The following is a 19,760-nucleotide window of genomic DNA, read 5'->3' as shown; positions in this document are numbered from 1 at the left end:
AGATTATTCTCCTTTCAGAGCATCAAACTTGGCCTTCATGGTTGGATTCTTCCGAGTCAATTTTTTAACGGAAACATCATCCAACTTGTTGTTAGCGAGGCGGAGTTGGTTTTCTGATGTGGTCAGGAATTTCTTGACTTCTTCCATCCGTTTGATGGCCTTGTCGATTTCATCGATGGCCTTACCGAAGTTGACTGAGGCTGAATTGTAGTTCTTTGCAAAGGCAACTTTAAATGCATCCAGGTCTTCTTCAAAGTGGGTGATGTCGATATTTTGTTCACGAACAAGCGCCAATTCCTGCTTGTACTTCAGGGAGTTGAGAGCGGCATTACGTAAGAGGCCGATGATTTGGATAAAGAACTGAGGACGAACGACATACATCTTCTCGTATTCATGACTGACATCGACAATCCCTGTGTTGAAGTAGTCGTTATCTGCCTCAAGCATGGTTACTAAAACGGCATACTCACAGTTTTTTTCCCGACGATCCTTGTCCAATTCTTTGTAGAAGTCTGCATTTTTGTGTTTCTTTTCGGTCCCGTCGGCTTCATTCTTCATCTCGAACATAATGGAGATAATCTCTACCCCATTTTCATCGCATTCGCGGAAGATAAAGTCCCCTTTAGACCCACGCGCAGAGACCTTGTTGTCCTTTTCAAAATAAGCATTTGGAAATGCAAAACTGCGAACCTTGTTGAATTCACTTTCCGCATACTGTTCTAAACTTTCTCCGATTGCCTTGGTCGACTGTTGGGCCTTGAAGTTCTTATAGAACTCAACTTGCTCATTTGCTGCTTTTAACTGGGCCTCATAGTTTTGTTTAACAGAAGTCAGAGAAAGCTCGTTTTCTTTTTCTTGTAAGAGAAGCTGGTTTTTGACCTGATCTCTTTCTTTCTCTAGATCAGACAGTGTTTTTTGAAGCTGATTTTCATGCTCCAAGCGCAAGGTAGCCAACTGATTTTCCAGTGCCTGCACTTCTTTTTCTTTCTCTAGCAGGCTTTGGCTAGCCGTTTGCTCCACCTCTTTTTTGGCCAATTCTTTTTCAGTATCAAACTGTTGAATCTGGTTTTGTAACTGAGCAATTTCTTGGTCCTTCTTGGCTAACTTCTCTTGCTGCTCATTAAGGGCCTTTTGCTCAGCTAAAGCCAACTCTTGCCGAATCCGCTCATGAATTTCCTTGTCAAACTCAGCTGTACGTACCTGTGACAAGAGCTCGCTGTATTGACTTTCATTAACTGTAAAAACTTCCCCACAGTTGGGGCACTTGATTTCGTTCATAGCCTGCCTCTTTCTCTATTCTTAGTATATTATATCATGCCGCCTGTAAAATCAAAACCAGCAAACGAGGCTTGCTGGTTTTAACTGAATATTCATTTCTCTATAGAGACTTTCCTTAAGTGAGGACGGACGGTAGCGACTCCCGTTGGGATTCCATACCTTAGATTTGAGCCTTACGTCTCAAATCTACCAAGCACCAGAAACTAATGCGTTTCTGGTGCTTTTCCTCACGGCGAAAAGTCTCAATCTATTTTGAACTAGTTCCAAAATATTTTTTCAATAGTCTCATTCAGTAACAACTTTAGATTTCTGAAAAGATGTTGCTTGTTTATAATCTTAAACAGTGGACTTAGCTTACTGGTCTCCACTTATTTCTTCTCAATCGGCGCGACACTTGCCAAGAGTTTCTTGAGACCCACTTCTGGGAAATTGATCTTGAGCTCTTGGGTATTGCCACTACCAGAGACTTCAAGCACAGTTCCTTCGCCCCACTTCTTGTGAATAGCAATGTCGCCAATGGACCAAGCGACGGTTTCTTTGGCACCCGCTCGGTTACTATTGCTAAAGGGGAGGCTTGATGACGTGAGAGCACTTGGAGCTGCTTGTCTCTTGCGCTCTTGAAGGGCTTGTGACAGACTCATTCCTTTTCCAAAGGTCGTTCCGCCACCATTGCTATAAGAAGCCTTAAAGCTAGTGTTGGCCGGACGCGCTAATCCTTGGTAGGTTAACAAATCTGAGCTAATTTCATTGATAAAGCGTGTCGGACGGTTGTAGCTGGTCCGTCCAAAGAGCAAACGAGAATTGGCGTTGGTCAAGAAGAGAACCTTCTCTGCCCGTGTAATCCCTACATAAGCCAAGCGACGTTCTTCTTCCAATTCATCCGGATCCTCAGCTGCACGACTAAGTGGAAAGACATTTTCTTCCATCCCAATCAAGAAGACCACTGGGAATTCCAAACCTTTGGCCGCGTGAAGGGTCATCAAGGTGACTTCTGAGGTCTCTTGCGCTCCATCATCTGTATCGGCAATCAAAGCCAAATCGTTCAAGAAACGACTCAAGGTGTCCACACCTGATTCGTCTTCGACGGTTTCACCGTTTTCATCAAAATTCTTGGTAACAGACAAGAACTCTTGGATATTCTCGATGCGAGCCTGACTTTCCAAATTTCCCTGATTGGTTAGGGCCGTCATATAACCTGTTTTGTCAAGGACCTCTTCGACCAACTCTGTAATGGTCAGCTGGTCCAATCTTTCTCTCAAATCAAGAATGAGATTGGCAAAGTCCCAGATGGCCTGAGCTGCCTTTCCTTTGATGCCTGAAAGCATGATATTGGCTGAAGCATCCAGAAGTGAAGACTCTTGCATTTGAGCAAAATCACGAATCTTATCCACTGTACCTGGCCCGATTCCCCGCTTGGGTTCATTGATAATTCGCTCAAAACTGATATTGTCACTGAGGTTGGCAATCAAGTTCAGATAAGCAATGACATCCCGAATTTCCTTCCGGCTGTAGAACTTGGTGCCCCCTACCATGGTATAGGGAATGTTGGACTTGAGCAGCGCTTCTTCAATGGTCCGTGACTGGGCATTGGTCCGGTAAAGAACCGCAAAATCACGGTGCTTGTAGCCCGCTTCGCGACTGAGCTCTTCAATGGTTTTAGCAACAAATACTGCTTCATCCTGCTCATCATTGGCCCGATAATAGACAATCTCTTCCCCGTCAGCATTTTGGGTCCAAAGATTCTTCGGACGGCGGTTCCGATTGTTTTTGATAACATCGTTAGCTGCTTGTAGGATGGTTTTAGTGGAGCGATAATTTTCCTCTAACAAAACGACCTTGGCATCGGGATAATCCTTCTCAAAATCCAGGATATTCTGCATATCCGCTCCCCGCCAGCCATAAATAGATTGGTCAGCATCCCCAACGACACAGATATTTTTAAAACGTGAAGCCAAGAGTTTGACCAATTGGTATTGGGCATGGTTGGTATCTTGGTACTCATCTACATGGATGTATTGGAACTTCTGCTGGTAATAGGTCAGTACATCAGGATACTGGTCAAAGAGACGCAAGGTCAACATGATCAAATCATCAAAGTCCACCGCTTCTGACTGACGGAGTTCCTTTTGGTAAGCCTCATAGCACTTGGCGACGATCTGGGTGTACATATCCCCCGCTTGGGCGGCATAAGCCACTTCATCGATTAGGTCATTCTTGGCATTGGAAATGGTCCCCAAAATGGTTCGTTCATTCCATTTCTTAGGATCCAAGTTTAACTGCTTGAGAATACGTTTCATCAGTGTTCGTTGCTCACCTGGATCAACAATGGTAAAGTTACGATTGTAACCAATGTGATCCGCATCGCGGCGAAGGATACGCACACACATGGAGTGGAAGGTGGCGATCAAGCAATCTTGAGTCGCCGGATTTAGCTGATAAGCCCGCTCTTTCATCTCGCGAGCGGCCTTATTGGTAAAGGTAATAGCCAAGATATTCCAAGGATTGACCATTTTTTCATCGATTAAGTAAGCGATGCGGTGGGTCAAGACACGTGTCTTACCAGAACCCGCCCCCGCCATGATCAAGAGGGGACCTTCTGTCGTTTGGACCGCCTCCGCTTGGCGATCATTCATACCATTCAATAAAGGATTCATCTCATACTCCTCATTCATTCAATCGTTCTATTATATCACAATTTGCCTCTTTCTCCTTGAGAAAATGGTCGGCTTCATTTGAATTTTAAGCGTAAAAAGTCTATAATGAATCTTTAAGAAGATACGTTTTTCTTTATCAAAGGAAAACGAGGAAACGAATGAAGTAAAAAATGAAAAGTAAGGAGGGACTCGTGGAAAAGTCACAAAGTAATTTAAAACTAGCCGAACGTGGAGCCCTGATCAGTATCGTGGCCTACCTGCTCCTATCCGCCGCTAAGTTAGCAACCGGCCACCTCCTTCACTCCTCCAGTTTGGTTGCTGATGGTTTTAATAACTTATCCGATATTATCAGTAATGTCGCCCTTCTCATCGGCATTCGCATGGCCCGCCAGCCAGCTGACCGCGACCATCGATTTGGTCATTGGAAGATTGAAGATCTAGCTAGCCTGGTAACTTCCATCATCATGTTTTATGTGGGCTTTGATGTCCTACGAGATACGGTTCAAAAAATCCTCAGCAGGGAAACAACTGTTATTGATCCTTTAGGAGCCATTGTTGGAGTTGGGTCAGCCCTTGTCATGTTTGCGGTCTATCTTCATAACCGCAATTTAGCCAAGAAAGCCCAATCCAAGGCCCTCAATGCTGCTGCTAAAGATAACCTGTCTGATGTAGTCACTTCTTTAGGAACCTCTGTTGCGATTGGAGCTAGTGCTCTTAACTATCCGATTGTAGACCAATTAGTGGCCATCGTTATTACCTTCTTTATCCTAAAAACTGCCTACGACATTTTCATTGAATCCTCCTTCAGCCTCTCAGATGGATTTGATGAAAGTCTTCTTGATAAATACAAGGCTGCCATTCTAGAATTACCCAAAGTCAGCCGGGTCAAATCCCAACGGGGACGGACCTATGGAAGCAACATTTACCTAGATGTCGTCATCGAAATGAATCCAGACCTCTCTGTTTATGAGAGTCATGCCATTACCGAAGAGGTCGAGCGCCTTCTCAAGCAACAGTTTGGCGTCTTTGATATCGATGTCCATGTGGAGCCAAGTTCTATCCCTGAAGATGAGATTTTGGACAATGTCCTTCTCAAATTGAAAACTTATGAAGAACGCTTGCAGGCTCAGCAGGAATATTCAACCCTCCTAGCAGACAACTTCACCCTCATTAATGAATTCGGCCAAGAAAGCCACAAAGAGGACCTAGTCCGTTTGCAAGAAGAGCATCAAATTCCCTTTAAGAATTTCGAGATCGAATCCATCAGTCAAAAGACCAAATTGATTCGCTATGAATTACACAACCAGGTTCACACCAGTCTCTGGCGTCGCCATGAACACTGGCAAAAGGTCTTTCATCAAATTACAAATAAACAGGAAAAATAGATCCCTCTCCCTCAATCTAAACTAGAACAAAAAGCTACTGCAATTCCTTTCTGCAGTAGCTTTTTTGTAAGAAAAAATAGTCCTCATGGACTATTCTTCTTCTTTAATAAAACCAAATTTATTTAGAGGGTACAATCTGAAATCGACAACACCCTCAATCTGATCTGCTTGAATATAACCAAATTCACGACTGTCTTTGGTATTGTTGCGATCATCATTTAGGACTAAGTAACTATTACTAGGTACTTTTCCAGCCTTGGTTCCCTTGAGTTCTCTAGAGAAAAAATCATTTGTAAAATAATCGCCACTTGGGGCAGCCAAATGTTTGGTCTTCATCTTGTCCAAATACGGCTCTGCTGTAGCTACACCATTCAGATAAAAGACATCATCCACATAGCTGACCTCATCGCTCTCTATCGCAATGACACGTCCAAGATATTGTTTCTCTTTTACATGATAGAGGACCAAGTCCGTTCGATCAATCTTCCCCTTTTTAGTCGCTAATACTAAATCATCTTTCTTAACGGAGGCATTGGCCATTTGATCAGATACCCACAATGGTTGAAAAACAAATAGGCGCAAAGTAATAAGTACCAAGCCCAATATTCCAATGATGATAATATTCCGAATCAAATCCCTTTTCGACATTCCTATCCCCCCTTTCAGCTCATTTCATTATACCATTTTATTAGACAATAAAAAAGGCCCACATTCCCAAATTGTCAGAAAATTGCTCTAAAAAGAAAAACCTTGTCTCCAAGCTTTAAACTTAGAAAACAAGGTTTGTTCATTGATTAGATTAACGGACTGTACGGATACGCATTGTGTTTGTACGAACAGCTTCGCCAAGTGGTACACCTGCAACGATAACGATATCGTCACCAGATTGTACAAGACCTGCTTCTACTGCTTTACGTTCTGCGATTTCGAACATATCGTCAGTTGATGATGGAGCTTCAGTCAACATTGGGATAACACCCCAGTTCAACATCAATCCACGCTCTGTCAATTCGTCAAATGTCAAGGCCAAGATGTCAGCATCTGGACGGTATTTAGAAATCAAACGTGCTGTGTGACCAGTCTTAGTCAATGTTACAATCAATTTGATGTCCATTGAGTTTGTAGCATCTTTAACAGCTGAAGCCATAACTTCTGTCTTAGAATTACGTTCGAATGAATCTGAGTTCAAACGTCCATATTCGTTAAGAAGAGTTTGAGCGTTCTTGTCAATAGTTGCCATTGTTGTTACAGACTCAAGTGGGTATTTACCATTTGCAGACTCACCTGAAAGCATAGTAGCGTCAGTTCCGTCGATAACTGCGTTGAAGACGTCAGATACTTCTGAACGAGTTGCACGTGGTTTTTCAGTCATTGTTTCAAGCATGTTTGTTGCAGTGATAACAACTTTACCAGCAGCGTTCACTTTTGTGATGATCATTTTTTGGTAAACTGGAACCATTTCGAATGGTACTTCGATACCCATGTCACCACGAGCAATCATGATACCGTCAGCAGCTTCAATAATTTCATCCAAGTTATCGATACCTTGTTGGTTTTCGATTTTAGCAAACAATTGAACGTGACCGTTACCAGTTTCTTCACAGATGGCACGAACTTCGTTTACGTCTTTTGCAGTACGTACGAATGAAATCGCGATGAAGTTGATACCTTGTTCCAAACCGAAGCGGATATCAGCGTTATCACGTTCAGCAAGAGCTGGGAAAGGAATTTTCGTGTTAGGGATGTTCACACCTTTTTGTTTAGCGATCACACCGTCATTTTCAACTTCACAAACGAATTCACGAGTTGCGTCGTCTTTTTCTACAACACGAAGACCCAATTTACCATCGTCAACCAATACTTGGCGACCAACTTCAACGTCATCATAGATGTCAAGCGCACCTGCAACGTTCAAAGCAATCACTTCACGAGTTGATTTGATTCCTTGTTTAGTAGCAACACGGATTTTTTCACCAGTCTTGTATGAGTACTCTTTAGCATCGCCTTCGAACAATTCAGTACGGATTTCTGGACCTTTTGTATCAAGAAGGAAACCAACTTTTTTACCTGCAAGTTTTTCTGCAAGTTTAACAGTAGCCATACGGTCACCTTGTTCTTGGTGGTCACCGTGTGAGAAGTTGAAACGGAAAGTGTTTGCTCCAGCTTCGATCAATTGAGCAATGTTTTTAGCTGATGCTTCAACGTCAAGTTTTTCACCCCAGTATCCGTCATCACCGAATTTTTTACCACCACGGATTTCTACCGCAGGACCTAAGGTTGCAACGATTTTTACACGTTTGTTCATGATTTCTATGACTCCTTTTAAAATACACTGTCTTTTTAGACAAATTTTAACAAATAAATATTAAATAGAAGATAAGCTACGGTTCAACTCTGCAAGGTTCAAGTCAGCCTTGTGAGGGTTGTTCACTTTAATCTTACCATCTTCAGTTAAGCTAAAGAGGGCACCTTCTTCTGCACTACCAAGAATTGGGTTTTCCACCATTTGTTCATTGCGAATACCAACAGCTACGCCACCGATACCAGCTTTCAACAACTTAACAGCATGTGCACCCAAACGTGAAGCAAGAACACGGTCACGCGCAGTTGGTGAACCACCACGTTGGATATGTCCAAGTTCTGTTACACGAAGATCGCTTGTATCTCCAGCATCTTTCAAGGCTTTACCAAATTCAGCAGCTGACATCACACCTTCAGCAAGAACGATGATGTTGTGTGTACGACCTTTTTCGTAGCCCTTCTTGATGCTCTCAACGACATCTTCGATAGCAAAGCCTTCTTCTGGGATGATAATTTCATCCGCACCAGAAGCAATACCAGACCAAAGGGCAATATCCCCGGCATTACGTCCCATTACCTCGATAACGAAAGTACGATGGTGACTAGATGAGGTATCGCGGATCTTATCAATCGCGTCCATAACAGTTGTAACTGCTGTATCAAACCCGATTGTAAAATCTGTACCAACGATATCATTATCAATTGTTCCAGGAAGTCCTACAGCTGGGAAGCCATGTTCAGTCAAACGCATCGCTCCGTGGTATGATCCATCACCACCGATAACGACAACACCTTCGATTCCATGTTTCTTCAACTGCTCGATCCCTTTTAATTGACCTTCGCGTTCAGCAAATTCAGGATAGCGAGCTGAATGAAGCATCGTTCCACCACGAGAAATAATATCTCCAACTGATGAAGCATCCAATTGATGGATATCACCAGCAACCATACCAGCGTATCCATTATAGATACCAAATACTTCCATTCCTTCAGAAATTGCTTGGCGAACAACTGCACGGATAGCAGCATTCATTCCAGGGGCATCTCCTCCACTGGTTAAAACAGCAATACGTTTCATTTCGATATTTGCTCCTTTTTTTTCTTTTACATTCTAAATGATTATAACACAAAGAGGCTCAAATTTCTCCTATTTTCCGTAGATTTTATCGATAAATCGTTTTCATAGCAATACTTGCCAGCTCATTTTCTAACTTCTCGTTTTTCTGGACGGAAACTCCTTTTAATTGAATGGTCTTTTTCTCCTCTTCATAGCGAATAACGACAGGATAGGGACCCGGATAGGCTTTTAAGATATCTAAAACTGCCCGATCCTCTTGGTGATCAAACAATTGAATCCAAAAACGCTGATTGGTGGCTTCTTCTGCTTCCATTAAAACCATCTGAAGACGACCATCTCTAGATTGCACTTTTCCTTTGAGATAGTAGTAGCCCTTCTCTCTTATTTTTGAGCTATAGTGGCGATAAGTATCAGGAAAAAGGGTGACATCCATCTTCTTTTGGAGATCGGAAACTTGTAAAAAGGCCATATTTTCTCCATTTTTGGTTCGGATTGTCCGGATTGATTGGACTTCAACCAAGATGGTGGCCTGTTCTCCTTCGCTTAAAGAAGCGATTGGTCGAGTCGGTTTGCTACTTGCTGCTACTATTTCCACCAGAGGATGAGGGCTGAGACCGACCCCAATGACCCTCTGCTCCATTTCATACTTCTCAGCCTTGCTATAATCCTCAGCATCCATCCAGGAATAATTAGCTTGACCAAATAAGCTACCCAATTCATCCGCAAAGACAAATAGGTTGGGAAGGTTCTGAAGGACTTTTCTGCGATTTTTTTCAAAGCAGTCAAACAAGCCCAATTCTACCAAAGGAGTTAAAAGAGGAAGTTTGTGGTATTGGTTTGGCAAGCGCAAGATAAAATCTTCTATGCTCTCAAAGGGTCGTTGTTCAATAATCCAATAGGCTAGATCTTTTGGGAGACCTTTGATATTTTTCATTCCTAGATGAATCTTCTGATCTTGGAACTTATCCTTATAAGGAATGGTATTAATGGTCAAAGGAGCCACTTGGAAATCAAATTGCAGCGCATCGGTCAAATAATCACTGCTAGAGTAGTTGAGCATAATGTCAAAGAAGACATCTGGATAATGGACTTTAAAGTAAGCCAATTGGAAGGCCAAGGCTGAGTAGGCATAGGCATGGGAACGGTTGAAGCCATAGCCAGCAAATTTTTCCATAATGGCAAAGACTTGCTTGGCTTTTTCTGCACTGTGTCCAAGCGCGACAGCCCCCTTGATAAAGTCATCTTCCATCCGATGCATTTCTGCCACGTTCTTTTTCCCCATGGCCCGTCTGAGGATATCGGCTTTTCCTAGACTAAACCCAGCAAAGGTCTGGGCCACCTGCATGACTTGCTCCTGATAGAGCATGATGCCATATGTTGGTGCTAGAACCCCTTCCAAACTAGGATCAATCATATCGACCTTCTCTTTGCCATGCTTGCGTTTGACGAAATTATCAATATAGTCACTAGCCCCAGGCCGGTTCAAAGATGTGGTCGCAACAATCTCCTCAAAACAGTTGGGTTGAACCCGTCTTAATAAACGGATAGCTCCTGCTTGCTCAAACTGGAAGATTCCCTTGGTATTCCCCGCAGCAAACAAAGCAATCGTTTCCGGATCTTCTAGAGGAATATCCTCGATTTTAATATCCTTTTGATATTTTTCCTTTACTGCTTCCTGCATCCGTTGAGCAAAAGTCAAATTTCGGAGTCCTAAGAAGTCCATCTTGAGCAGACCATTTGCCTCAACACCATGGGCATCATATTGGGTCAGATTCATCTCCTCGCCCATCTTGATCGGGATTTGATTGGTGAGATCTTCTCCACTCATGACGACTCCTGCCGCATGAATCGACGTCTGACGTGGTTGCCCTTCAATCCTCTTCGCAATTTCAAAGCCCTTCCGGTATTCTGGACGACTTTGGATGGCTTGGCGAAAAGCTAAATTTTTTTCATAAGCGGAAGCCAAGGTATCCCGTAAGCCAATCCGCTTGGTGAGGTTGGTTAACTCATACTCTGGGGTTCCAAATCTCTTAAAAACATCTCGAATGGCTTGTTTGGCTCCAAAAGTTGAGAAGGTCACAATTTGAGCCACATGAGGACTGCGGTAGCGATTTTTAACATACTGGATAAATTTGGGACGATAAACATCTGGAATATCAATATCAATATCTGGCATGGTATAGCGCTCTAAGTTCAAAAAACGCTCAAAGAGGAGATTGTTCTTGACTGGATCAATCCCTGTGATATCTAAAGCATAGGCTACTAGACTACCAACTGCTGATCCACGTCCCATCCCCATATAATAACCTTGGCTTCGACCAAACCGTAACAAATCCCAGACAATCAAAAAGTAGTCATCAAAGCCCATCTGATGGATGACATCTAATTCATGACGCAAACGCTCTTGGTAGACTGTCTGGTCCAGCCCCTTATTTCTCAAGCCCTCCTCAGCCAACTCACGTAATTCCTCGACTGCAGGTTTCTCTGGATTGAAGCGGGGAAGCTTTAATTGCGTATCAATCTCATAATGAACAGCCGCAAGAGTCTTCTCTAGATAAAAAATACTATCTGGATAATTATGAGCAAAGGCCCGCTCCAACTCTTCTGGTGGCAGTAACATCATAGAAGTGTCAACAGCTCCCACTTCTTTCAGACTGCAATTATTGCGAATGGCATGGAGCATCTGAAGACTCTCCAAATCACTCATTGAAAAATAGCGGACTGTATGGAGGGGGAAAACAGGACGAGAAAACTGTTTCGCTGGAGTATCTGGAAAGACACCAATCGCAAAGTCTTGACCCAAGTCTAAATACTCAATCCCTTCAAAATAGGGAACGATAATGGCTAGATCATCCAAAAAGTGTTGAAAGGCCGACCAGTCAGTTGTTCCCATCATTTTCATGCTGGAAATCTTGATTAAATGTTTATAACCTACGGTACCTAATGCAAGCAAACGAATAGACAAGGGCCCCGCTGGTAACTCAACTTCTAAATCAAGACCTAGGACAGCTCCAATACCAGCTTTTTGGCACTCTTCTAAAAACTCGTAGGCCCCATATAGATTATCTATATCCATGAGACCAATCTGTTGGTAACCCATTTCTTTGGCACGCTGAATATAGTCTCTAATAGAGACTAAACTGTCCATAAAGGTATAAACCGATTTTGTGTCCAGTTGTGTAATCACCTTGCACTCCTTTTCGTCCGTTCTTTCCTTCTATTATACAGGAAATCCGCCAAAGAAGACACTCTTACCCATTGCCAATCCTGCCTAACAAAAAAAACAGATCAACTGATCTGCTTTCCTTTCTCTTACGGAAGACATGGGATTCGAACCCACGCACGCTGTTACACGCCTACCGCGTTTCCAACACGGCCTCTTAAGCCTCTTGAGTAATCTTCCAAACTAGTATCCATTATACGGAAAAGCGCTCCTCCTGTCAACAAAAAATTTAGGAATCGCTCACAAGATATCATTGCTTGATAGATTTTAAAGAAACAAAAAACGACAAGGATTTGTCGTTTGCATGTATAAAAATGGAGCCGGTGGGAATCGAACCCACGTCCAAACACCTGCCAACATATTTGTCTACAACCATAGGTTATGTATTGGTTTAACAGTCCCTCGACACATAACTCAAGCCAAGAAACTGCGAGTCCATTAATCTCTTATCAAACTGCTAGACAAAGTTTGATCGTATCTCGCTAAAATTAAGACCTGTCATCAGACACGAGCAATCCGAATCGGGTCACGCCTGCTGGTTTTTAGGCAGCTAGAGCGTAAGAAGTGTTATTTTTTGCAGTTATATTTAACTGAGCGTTTACGTCGCCACACGAGTCGCAAAATATGCCTCATAATGCCTGTCGAATCCGTAACGACCCCAAAATGATATACTCAAGTTTATCATTTTTTGGGTAAAATGGCAAAAGAAAAAGAGGAATTCCTCCCTCTTTCATTCTTATTGCAAGTTCAATTTGAATTTTGTTACATAATGAACTGTAAAGTACATCGCTACAATTTTCACTAGTTCATAGATATAAGCCGGAATAAAGTTAACAGCCAATACATCACTAAGGGTATCATAATAGCCACTTGACAGATATGAAAGGCTGGTTAACTCCACAGTAGGAAACATTCTTCCAATGATGCTAAGAACAACCCAAAGAATAAAACCAAAGACAAAGGCCATTACGACACGATGATTAATAAAAAGTTGGCCCAGTGAAATCGCACAATAGAGCATCAAAATCCCTGAAATGGTTGCTAACAATTGGAAAAATAAGGTTTGCCAAAACAGAGGGCCACCAATACGTTCAAGAAGTAGACCAAGAACCTCAAAGATATTCTGTTGTTGAGAAAGTCCAATTACACCTAGGAAAATAACCAAAGAAAGGACCAAGCTAATAAAACAGAAGATACTCCAAATCAAAGCAGATGTAGCTTTTGCAAGTAAAACGGTATGAGAGCTAGTTGGCAAAGTCCACGTCAAATAACCTTCTCGACCAAAAATATTATTATAAAAACGACGAATAATAATGATATAGTTGGTCAAGGTCAACCCAATGTAACCCGCAAAAATAACCAGAACAACAATTCCCACAATCGTATAGGTTGTATCTGCTGTATAACTTGCTGCGCCAGTAATAACACTAGAAGCTAATAAACCAGCAAAAATTGCGAGAATAGCAAGCACACCCGAAATAATGAGATACCACTTATAGGTTGCTTTTAATTCATATTTCATTAATTTCCCAAACATAAGAGCCTCCTAATACATTCTAAATTGTTCACGGAAGATCTCATCAATCGATTTACCGTATTGGTTACGAAGAACAGTTGTGTTTTCATGCAACAGAATACGACCTTGATTGATAAAGAGTGCTTCATCCAAGACTTGCTCAACGTCCGCAATCAAGTGGGTTGAAATCAATACTGATGAGTTTGGACGACGATTTTGAATGATGGTTCTAAGAATGTAGTCACGCGCAGCAGGGTCCACTCCACCAATTGGTTCATCGAGAATGTACAAATCCGCTTCACGGCTCATGACCAAAATTAATTGAACTTTTTCTTTATTCCCTTTAGAGAGTTGTTTCAACTTTTGCTCTGGGTGCAATTGTAAGTCGTTCAACAATTGATAGGCACGTTGCACATTGAAATCTTTATAGAAGTCTTGGAAGAAACGAAGAGTCTCTGAAATCTTCATATTCTCATCCAAATAAGTTGTATCTGGTAAATAAGAAACGACTTGTTTGGTTCTTGCAGACGGCACTTCACCATGGATATAAACATTTCCCGAAGTAGGTTGCAAAAGCCCATTCACTAATTTAATGATGGTTGTTTTACCACTTCCGTTTGGTCCTAACAAACCAATGATACGACCCGGTTGAATATTGACACTCACATCATATAAGGCAATGTGCTTACCATACACTTTTTGAACATGGTCTAAGTAGACCAAAGGGTACTGATTCATAATCTTCTCCTTAATTTAATAATGATTCTATTATAACCTTACTAAGAAGTGATTGCAAGATATAATCGTAAAAGAAGATATAATATTCGTACTATTTGACATCCAAACTATCTTCGCAAAAAAAGAGGAACATCCATTCCTCCTTTAAAACAATTTTATTTAATTCCTAATGCAATCCGTGCATAGCGGCTCATTTTTTCAACCGTCCAAGCTGGATACCAGACCAATTTTACATCAACCTTGGTCACTTCTTCCATTCCTGTTAAAGCATCATAAATCTGATCCGTCAGCAAGTCTGCCAATGGACAGCCCATGGTGGTGAGGGTCATATCGATTTCTGTTTCACCAGTTTCACCATCAAACCGAATTTCGTAGACCAAACCAAGGTTGACAATATCTATACCTAATTCAGGATCGATGACTTGCTCTAGATTTTCAAGAATACGGTTTTTAATTTGTTCGATTTCTTCTGTCGTATAACTCATTCTTTACTCCTTCTTCACTCAGTTCAACCCCAGGAAGAATTTTTTTGTTTACAGCAAGCCCTAGATTCAAAGGGCTCTAGAAAAGGGCACCCGGACCTGGCCACTCTCTTGTTTTTTGGTGGCCGTTAAAAAGGTCCCCCGGACCTTTTTAATCCTCTATAAAGTCACGCAATGGTTTGCTTCTGCTTGGGTGGCGGAGTTTGCGGAGGGCTTTGGCTTCGATCTGACGAATCCGTTCACGGGTCACGTTGAAGACTTTCCCCACATCTTCCAAGGTCCGCATTTTTCCATCATCCAAACCGAAACGAAGACGCAAGACGTTCTCTTCACGGTCTGTCAGAGTATCGAGGACTTCATCCAATTGTTCGCGGAGAACCACACGAGTGGTGTAGTCTACTGGATTTTCAATCACTTCGTCTTCGATAAAATCTCCCAAATGGCTATCGTCTTCTTCCCCGATTGGCGTTTCTAAAGAAACAGGCTCTTGGGCAATCTTCAATATTTCACGCACCTTATCAGGTGTCATATCCATGCGCTCAGCGATTTGTTCTGGTGTCGGATCTTGTCCCAATTCTTGCAAGAGATTGCGTTGCTCACGAACCAACTTGTTAATAGTTTCTACCATATGAACAGGGATCCGAATGGTACGAGCTTGGTCTGCAATGGCACGCGTGATAGCCTGACGAATCCACCAAGTCGCATAAGTAGAGAACTTGAACCCTTTGGTATAGTCAAACTTATCAACGGCCTTCATCAATCCCATATTTCCTTCTTGGATCAAGTCCAAGAATTGCATCCCACGTCCAACATAGCGCTTCGCAATGGAAACAACCAAACGAAGGTTGGCTTCTGCCAAACGTTGCTTGGCTTCCAAGTCTCCTTGTTCCACCAAGATGGCCAATTCTTGCTCTTCTTCATTGGTCAAAAGAGGAACGACCCCAATTTCTTTCAAGTACATCCGTACTGGGTCATTGACCTTGGCAGAGTTGCTTCCAAGCAATTCCTCATCCGTTAGCTCTGGTTCTTCCTCTTCGTTGTTCAGGACACGCGCACTTGGATTTCCTTCCTTATCCGTGATGGAAATCCCTGCATCTTGAATCCGTTGCAACAAATCATCAATTCCATCAGCATCCAAGGTAAAAGGAATGACCAATTGATCATTGATTTCATCATCTGTTGCAGTACCACTTTTCTTATGACTACGAATAAACTCTGCAATTTGGACATCTAAAGTTGTGATATCTTTTTGTTCTTTCGCCATTCCTACTCCATTCTTCTTTTTTGAGCGATTAAGCGCTCGAGTTCCAACAAAGCCTGATCCGCATCTCCACTGTGAGAGGCGTCTCGGACTTTCTTTCCTATTTGTTGACTTTCTTTACGGAGAAGCTCACGATTTCTCGTTTCTTCCACTTCTTCCAACTCATTCTCCGCTATTTCATCCGGTAAATTTTCTTCTAGCATCAGATACCAAGCTCGTTGCACTTCCTCTGTCTGCTCTGACAAATCCTGCGATGTCACTTCTCCATTTTGACAAAGAAGTTGGTACAAGGTTTGCAAGGCAGGGGTATCAAATGAAAAATCTGTCCGAAGACGATATTCATTCAAAACATAAGGAAAGTCCTTCATCCGATGAAGGAGATGATTCTCCGCCCGGATCAGACGAGGCAGCTGCTTTTGCACAACAGTTGGACTAGCAACTGGAGCCTGCGTCTGGATTGGCCCTTGAGCCTGACGCTGACTCCGCATCTGAAGGCGACTAGCATTAACCGTCTGTTCTACCTGCATATAATCAAAGTCGACCAAGAGATCGGCTAATTTATAAATATAGGTATTCTGTGCCGTTACAGATGGCGTCTGAGCAATTAAGGGAGCCATTTTTTCGACAAATTCAATCTGCGCCTGCAAATTTTCAATATTGTCTGGCTTCCAATAATCCATGAGAAACTCTACGCGACTGAGACGTGTTTTTTCCAATAAGTCCGCCAAAGCCTGAGGAGAATTCTTATTGAGATACTCGTCTGGGTCCATCTGATCAGGAATCTGGACGACCTCTACCTCCTGTTTTTCCAGGACCTCCAAAGCCTTTGCTGTCGCCAGCCTTCCCGCCTTATCCCCATCATAGGCCAAGATAACCTTTTTGGTAAATTTGCTCAGATGAGCCACATGTTCCTGCGTGAGGGCTGTCCCCATAGAAGCAACGGCATTCTCAATCCCAGCTCGGTAGGCTGCGATGACATCCATGAATCCTTCCATCAGATAAAGCTCATGGTTTTTCTTAGCGACCTGCTTGGCCTTGTCCAAATGGTAGAGCTCATAACTCTTGTTAAAAAGGAGCGTAGCGCGGCTGTTCTTGTATTTCCCCTGAGGCTTTGCTCCCTCAGCTGATTCACGCCAGAGTCGACCAGAAAAGGCAATGACTCGACCAGTATCATCCGACAAGGGAAACATGATGCGATCTTGAAACGCATCATACATGGTCCCCCTATCACTAATATGAAATAAACCTGAGTCGGCCAGAATATTTTCTGAAAACTTCCCTGAAACACTCTGAAGCAAATAATTTCCTTCTGCTGGTGCAAGCCCTATTTGAAAATGCCGAAGAACCTCATCATCAAGCCCTCGGTCATACAAGTATTGCCGAGCCTCTTCACCCATCTTTGTCGTCATCAGGATGGCATGATAGAACTTGGCAGCCTCTTGATGTATCTCATAGAAGGGCTGTTTCCCATCTGCTTGTTGGGGCCTAGACTGACTTGGAGGAAGAGTCTGGACACGAATGCCCACCTGATCTCCGACAATTTGAACAGCTTCCATGAAGGAGACACCACGATAGTCTTCAATAAACTTAAAAACATCGCCTGAGCGACCACAACCAAAACAATGATAGAATTGTTTATCCTCGACCACATTGAAAGAAGGGGTCTTTTCACCATGAAAAGGGCAGAGACCTAAAAAGTTTCGTCCTGCCTTTGTCAATTGAACGACTTCTCCGATTACATCTACAATATTCACACTGTTTTTAATTTCTGAAATCAGTTGTTTGTCAACCATAAACAGTGCCTCCATTTTACCATAGAATATCATTAACTATTTTAAACTAATTTTTGTCAATTGTAAATCATCCGCATTGATTTTCACCCGATTTTTCCACATTTTTCCTGAGTTTTGAAAGCCTCCATTTTCCTTAAATCAACTTTTTAAAAAAATTTGAGCATATTTATTGAATACGAAAAAAATTTCAGTTATACTATGCTCTGTAAAAATTTATTATGAAAGGACATATTTAGGATATGTTAAAAGATTTGAAAGCTTTTCTCCTTCGTGGGAATATTGTTGACCTTGCTGTCGCAGTCGTTATCGGAGCTGCATTTGGAGCTATCGTAACATCATTTGTTAACGATATCATCACTCCACTTATTTTGAACCCAGCTATGAAAGCTGCTGGTGTTGAAAAGATTGCACAATTGTCATGGAACGGTGTTGCTTACGGTAGCTTCTTGAGCGCTGTTATCAACTTCCTTGTTGTTGGTACTGTTCTTTTCTTCGTAGTAAAAGCTGCTGAGAAAGCTCAAAACCTTGGTAAAAAAGAGGAAGCTGCTGAAGAAGAAGCTGCTCCTACTCAAGAAGAGTTGCTTGCTGAAATCCGCGACTTGCTTGCAAACAAATAATCAGATAAAAAGATCCGATCTTCTAGCTAGAAGGTCGGGTTTTTTATCTTCAATTTTTCTAGAGAAACAAAAAACAGACCGAAGTCTGTTCTTGTATTCAATTAGAATTTTTTACGTTTACGAGCTGCTTCTGATTTACGTTTACGTTTTACAGAAGGTTTTTCATAGAATTCACGTTTGCGTGTTTCTTGAAGAGTACCAGCTTTAGTAACCGCGCGTTTGAAACGACGAAGAGCATCGTCAAGAGATTCATTCTTACGTACTACTGTTTTTGACATGTTTTTCACTCCCTTCAAGTTCAAGATCTATTCTATTCTACACGGAATTCTGTAGATTGTCAAGAAAAAGTTAAAGGAATTCATCTCTCACCATCATCTTAGCTTCAAAACTGTGCTAGAATTTCAGATTTTGGAAAATCCTTTCATTCATAACGATCATAAAGCTTTGACACTACTTGTTCGAATGCTTCCAATTCCTCCCAATAATTCGTTGGGAGATTGCGAATTCTACTTAGATCATTTGGATCAAAATGATAGACCATATGGCGCAAAATTTGACATTCAATCCAACGTAAGTCTTTCAGTTGCTCAAGACTAACAGAATCCATCCTTTCTAGATACTGACAAAGAGCAACAAGTGCGTCTGAATGAAACTCTTTCTCCTCATGCAAATAATATAGAAAACTAAAATAACCAGCTCTTCTATTATCTTTTATTATATTCCTTTCTTTCATCCCTACTCCTAATAATAAGCATTTACTGACTTAATTCGTCTCTTTTACAATCTTATAAAGAATCCATCGCCCACTCTTCTGACTTGTTAAAAGATTCAGTCCTTTTGACGACAAGAACTTACTAAACTCATCCTCCACTTTGAATTGTGGCAAGAAATAAACTAATTTTTGCCATTCACAAGCTAGCAAAAGCAGTCCATCTGATGTAAGAACTCTTCTTAACTCCGTAAATGAAGTCTCTATATCCTCCCAATGAAAATGCGTTTGAAAGCCTGTTATTAAATCAAACGTTTCATCAGGATAACCTGTCTTTCTAACATCTTTTCGTTCAAACTTAAGGTTTAAACTTTCCGAATCCTTCGCTTCTGAGATAGCAGTTGCTGAACTATCGATTCCTATAACTGTACTTCTTGGATAGATTTCTTTCAAAAAGATACTTGAACGACCGTTTCCTACTCCTACATCTAGTATTCTATGGACATCATTTTTATCCAGTTGTCTGGTTGCCCACACATACATAGGAAAATAAGTATAATTCCAAATTTTCATCATTCCTTTCCCGAGTATTCCTGTAGGATTCTTTGACTGCTGAATTAGATGATGCATTAAGAAATATAAAAATAATAAGCAGATGGTAATAATTATAATTAACAAGCTACTAACTCCTTTATTAAAATAACACAATTAAAGCCCCATAAAAA

The 19,760-nt window shown here is 41.7% G+C and carries 16 protein-coding genes, 1 tRNA gene and 1 other RNA gene; 2 read left to right on the top strand and 16 right to left on the bottom strand.

The window, feature by feature from the left end:
* Window positions 1-3 precede the first annotated feature (3 nt).
* Both FJR71_RS01255 and pcrA read right to left on the bottom strand, forming a co-directional pair.
* Complete coding sequence (locus FJR71_RS01255; RefSeq protein WP_023917750.1) at window positions 4-1,278, bottom strand: DUF2130 domain-containing protein; 1,275 nt, start codon at window positions 1,276-1,278, stop codon at window positions 4-6.
* Window positions 1,279-1,646: 368 nt separating this feature from the next.
* Window positions 1,647-3,932, bottom strand: a complete 2,286-nt coding sequence (gene pcrA, locus FJR71_RS01250) for a DNA helicase PcrA (RefSeq protein WP_140813871.1) — start codon at window positions 3,930-3,932, stop codon at window positions 1,647-1,649.
* Between the two features lie 191 nt (window positions 3,933-4,123).
* Between pcrA and FJR71_RS01245 the strand changes: the two genes are divergently transcribed.
* Window positions 4,124-5,317, top strand: a complete 1,194-nt coding sequence (locus tag FJR71_RS01245; RefSeq protein WP_140813870.1) for a cation diffusion facilitator family transporter — start codon at window positions 4,124-4,126, stop codon at window positions 5,315-5,317.
* Between the two features lie 90 nt (window positions 5,318-5,407).
* Here the strand turns inward: FJR71_RS01245 and lepB are convergent, their stop codons facing one another.
* The 11 genes from lepB to dnaG all read right to left on the bottom strand — a co-directional run bounded on the left by lepB (window position 5,408) and on the right by dnaG (window position 17,709).
* On the bottom strand, window positions 5,408-5,965 hold the full coding sequence (gene lepB / locus FJR71_RS01240; protein ID WP_006596584.1) for a signal peptidase I: 558 nt from the start codon (window positions 5,963-5,965) through the stop codon (window positions 5,408-5,410).
* Between the two features lie 151 nt (window positions 5,966-6,116).
* Complete coding sequence (pyk, locus tag FJR71_RS01235) at window positions 6,117-7,622, bottom strand: pyruvate kinase (protein ID WP_048689107.1); 1,506 nt, start codon at window positions 7,620-7,622, stop codon at window positions 6,117-6,119.
* A gap of 60 nt (window positions 7,623-7,682) precedes the next feature.
* Entirely contained in the window at window positions 7,683-8,696 is a 1,014-nt protein-coding gene (gene pfkA / locus FJR71_RS01230; protein ID WP_048689104.1) for a 6-phosphofructokinase, read from the bottom strand.
* An 85-nt stretch (window positions 8,697-8,781) separates the two neighbouring features.
* The gene (locus tag FJR71_RS01225) at window positions 8,782-11,883 is read right to left on the bottom strand and encodes a DNA polymerase III subunit alpha (protein ID WP_140813869.1); all 3,102 of its coding nucleotides are present in this window, start codon (window positions 11,881-11,883) and stop codon (window positions 8,782-8,784) included.
* A 128-nt stretch (window positions 11,884-12,011) separates the two neighbouring features.
* Window positions 12,012-12,099: transfer RNA gene (locus FJR71_RS01220), tRNA-Ser, on the bottom strand.
* Window positions 12,100-12,231: 132 nt separating this feature from the next.
* Window positions 12,232-12,579, bottom strand: a transfer-messenger RNA (tmRNA) gene (gene ssrA / locus FJR71_RS01215).
* 76 nt (window positions 12,580-12,655) lie between these two features.
* The gene (locus tag FJR71_RS01210) at window positions 12,656-13,456 is read right to left on the bottom strand and encodes a hypothetical protein (RefSeq protein WP_048691012.1); all 801 of its coding nucleotides are present in this window, start codon (window positions 13,454-13,456) and stop codon (window positions 12,656-12,658) included.
* A gap of 9 nt (window positions 13,457-13,465) precedes the next feature.
* Window positions 13,466-14,173: an ABC transporter ATP-binding protein gene (locus tag FJR71_RS01205; RefSeq protein ID WP_048691014.1), complete on the bottom strand. Its 708-nt coding sequence runs from the start codon at window positions 14,171-14,173 to the stop codon at window positions 13,466-13,468.
* Window positions 14,174-14,328: 155 nt separating this feature from the next.
* Window positions 14,329-14,658: a metal-sulfur cluster assembly factor gene (locus tag FJR71_RS01200; protein WP_006596590.1), complete on the bottom strand. Its 330-nt coding sequence runs from the start codon at window positions 14,656-14,658 to the stop codon at window positions 14,329-14,331.
* 148 nt (window positions 14,659-14,806) lie between these two features.
* On the bottom strand, window positions 14,807-15,919 hold the full coding sequence (gene rpoD, locus FJR71_RS01195; RefSeq protein WP_048689399.1) for an RNA polymerase sigma factor RpoD: 1,113 nt from the start codon (window positions 15,917-15,919) through the stop codon (window positions 14,807-14,809).
* Between the two features lie 2 nt (window positions 15,920-15,921).
* A complete protein-coding gene (gene dnaG / locus FJR71_RS01190; protein ID WP_140813868.1) occupies window positions 15,922-17,709 on the bottom strand; it encodes a DNA primase in 1,788 nt (595 codons plus the stop codon).
* A gap of 239 nt (window positions 17,710-17,948) precedes the next feature.
* On the opposite strand from dnaG, the gene mscL reads away from it, so the two are divergent.
* Complete coding sequence (gene mscL / locus FJR71_RS01185) at window positions 17,949-18,326, top strand: large conductance mechanosensitive channel protein MscL (protein WP_048689389.1); 378 nt, start codon at window positions 17,949-17,951, stop codon at window positions 18,324-18,326.
* Between the two features lie 101 nt (window positions 18,327-18,427).
* Here mscL and rpsU read toward each other — a convergent pair whose 3' ends face one another.
* From rpsU to FJR71_RS01170, 3 genes are all read right to left on the bottom strand, one after another.
* A complete protein-coding gene (rpsU, locus tag FJR71_RS01180; protein WP_000048054.1) occupies window positions 18,428-18,604 on the bottom strand; it encodes a 30S ribosomal protein S21 in 177 nt (58 codons plus the stop codon).
* A 143-nt stretch (window positions 18,605-18,747) separates the two neighbouring features.
* A complete protein-coding gene (locus tag FJR71_RS01175) occupies window positions 18,748-19,059 on the bottom strand; it encodes a hypothetical protein (protein ID WP_048689384.1) in 312 nt (103 codons plus the stop codon).
* Window positions 19,060-19,089: 30 nt separating this feature from the next.
* The gene (locus FJR71_RS01170; RefSeq protein WP_125329602.1) at window positions 19,090-19,713 is read right to left on the bottom strand and encodes a class I SAM-dependent methyltransferase; all 624 of its coding nucleotides are present in this window, start codon (window positions 19,711-19,713) and stop codon (window positions 19,090-19,092) included.
* Window positions 19,714-19,760 lie beyond the last annotated feature (47 nt).

This window comes from Streptococcus xiaochunlingii, from assembly GCF_006385805.1.
GTDB lineage: Bacteria > Bacillota > Bacilli > Lactobacillales > Streptococcaceae > Streptococcus > Streptococcus xiaochunlingii.
This window is presented reverse-complemented; position numbering and strand designations above follow the sequence as displayed.

Coding starts and splice junctions, on each gene's coding strand:
- FJR71_RS01255 (WP_023917750.1), bottom strand. CDS start 1,278: ATGAACGAAATCAAGTGCCCCAACTGTGGGGAAGTTTTTACAGTTAAT.
- pcrA (WP_140813871.1), bottom strand. CDS start 3,932: ATGAATCCTTTATTGAATGGTATGAATGATCGCCAAGCGGAGGCGGTC.
- lepB (WP_006596584.1), bottom strand. CDS start 5,965: ATGTCGAAAAGGGATTTGATTCGGAATATTATCATCATTGGAATATTG.
- pyk (WP_048689107.1), bottom strand. CDS start 7,622: ATGAACAAACGTGTAAAAATCGTTGCAACCTTAGGTCCTGCGGTAGAA.
- pfkA (WP_048689104.1), bottom strand. CDS start 8,696: ATGAAACGTATTGCTGTTTTAACCAGTGGAGGAGATGCCCCTGGAATG.
- FJR71_RS01210 (WP_048691012.1), bottom strand. CDS start 13,456: ATGTTTGGGAAATTAATGAAATATGAATTAAAAGCAACCTATAAGTGG.
- FJR71_RS01205 (WP_048691014.1), bottom strand. CDS start 14,173: ATGAATCAGTACCCTTTGGTCTACTTAGACCATGTTCAAAAAGTGTAT.
- FJR71_RS01200 (WP_006596590.1), bottom strand. CDS start 14,658: ATGAGTTATACGACAGAAGAAATCGAACAAATTAAAAACCGTATTCTT.
- rpoD (WP_048689399.1), bottom strand. CDS start 15,919: ATGGCGAAAGAACAAAAAGATATCACAACTTTAGATGTCCAAATTGCA.
- dnaG (WP_140813868.1), bottom strand. CDS start 17,709: ATGGTTGACAAACAACTGATTTCAGAAATTAAAAACAGTGTGAATATT.
- mscL (WP_048689389.1), top strand. CDS start 17,949: ATGTTAAAAGATTTGAAAGCTTTTCTCCTTCGTGGGAATATTGTTGAC.
- rpsU (WP_000048054.1), bottom strand. CDS start 18,604: ATGTCAAAAACAGTAGTACGTAAGAATGAATCTCTTGACGATGCTCTT.
- FJR71_RS01175 (WP_048689384.1), bottom strand. CDS start 19,059: ATGAAAGAAAGGAATATAATAAAAGATAATAGAAGAGCTGGTTATTTT.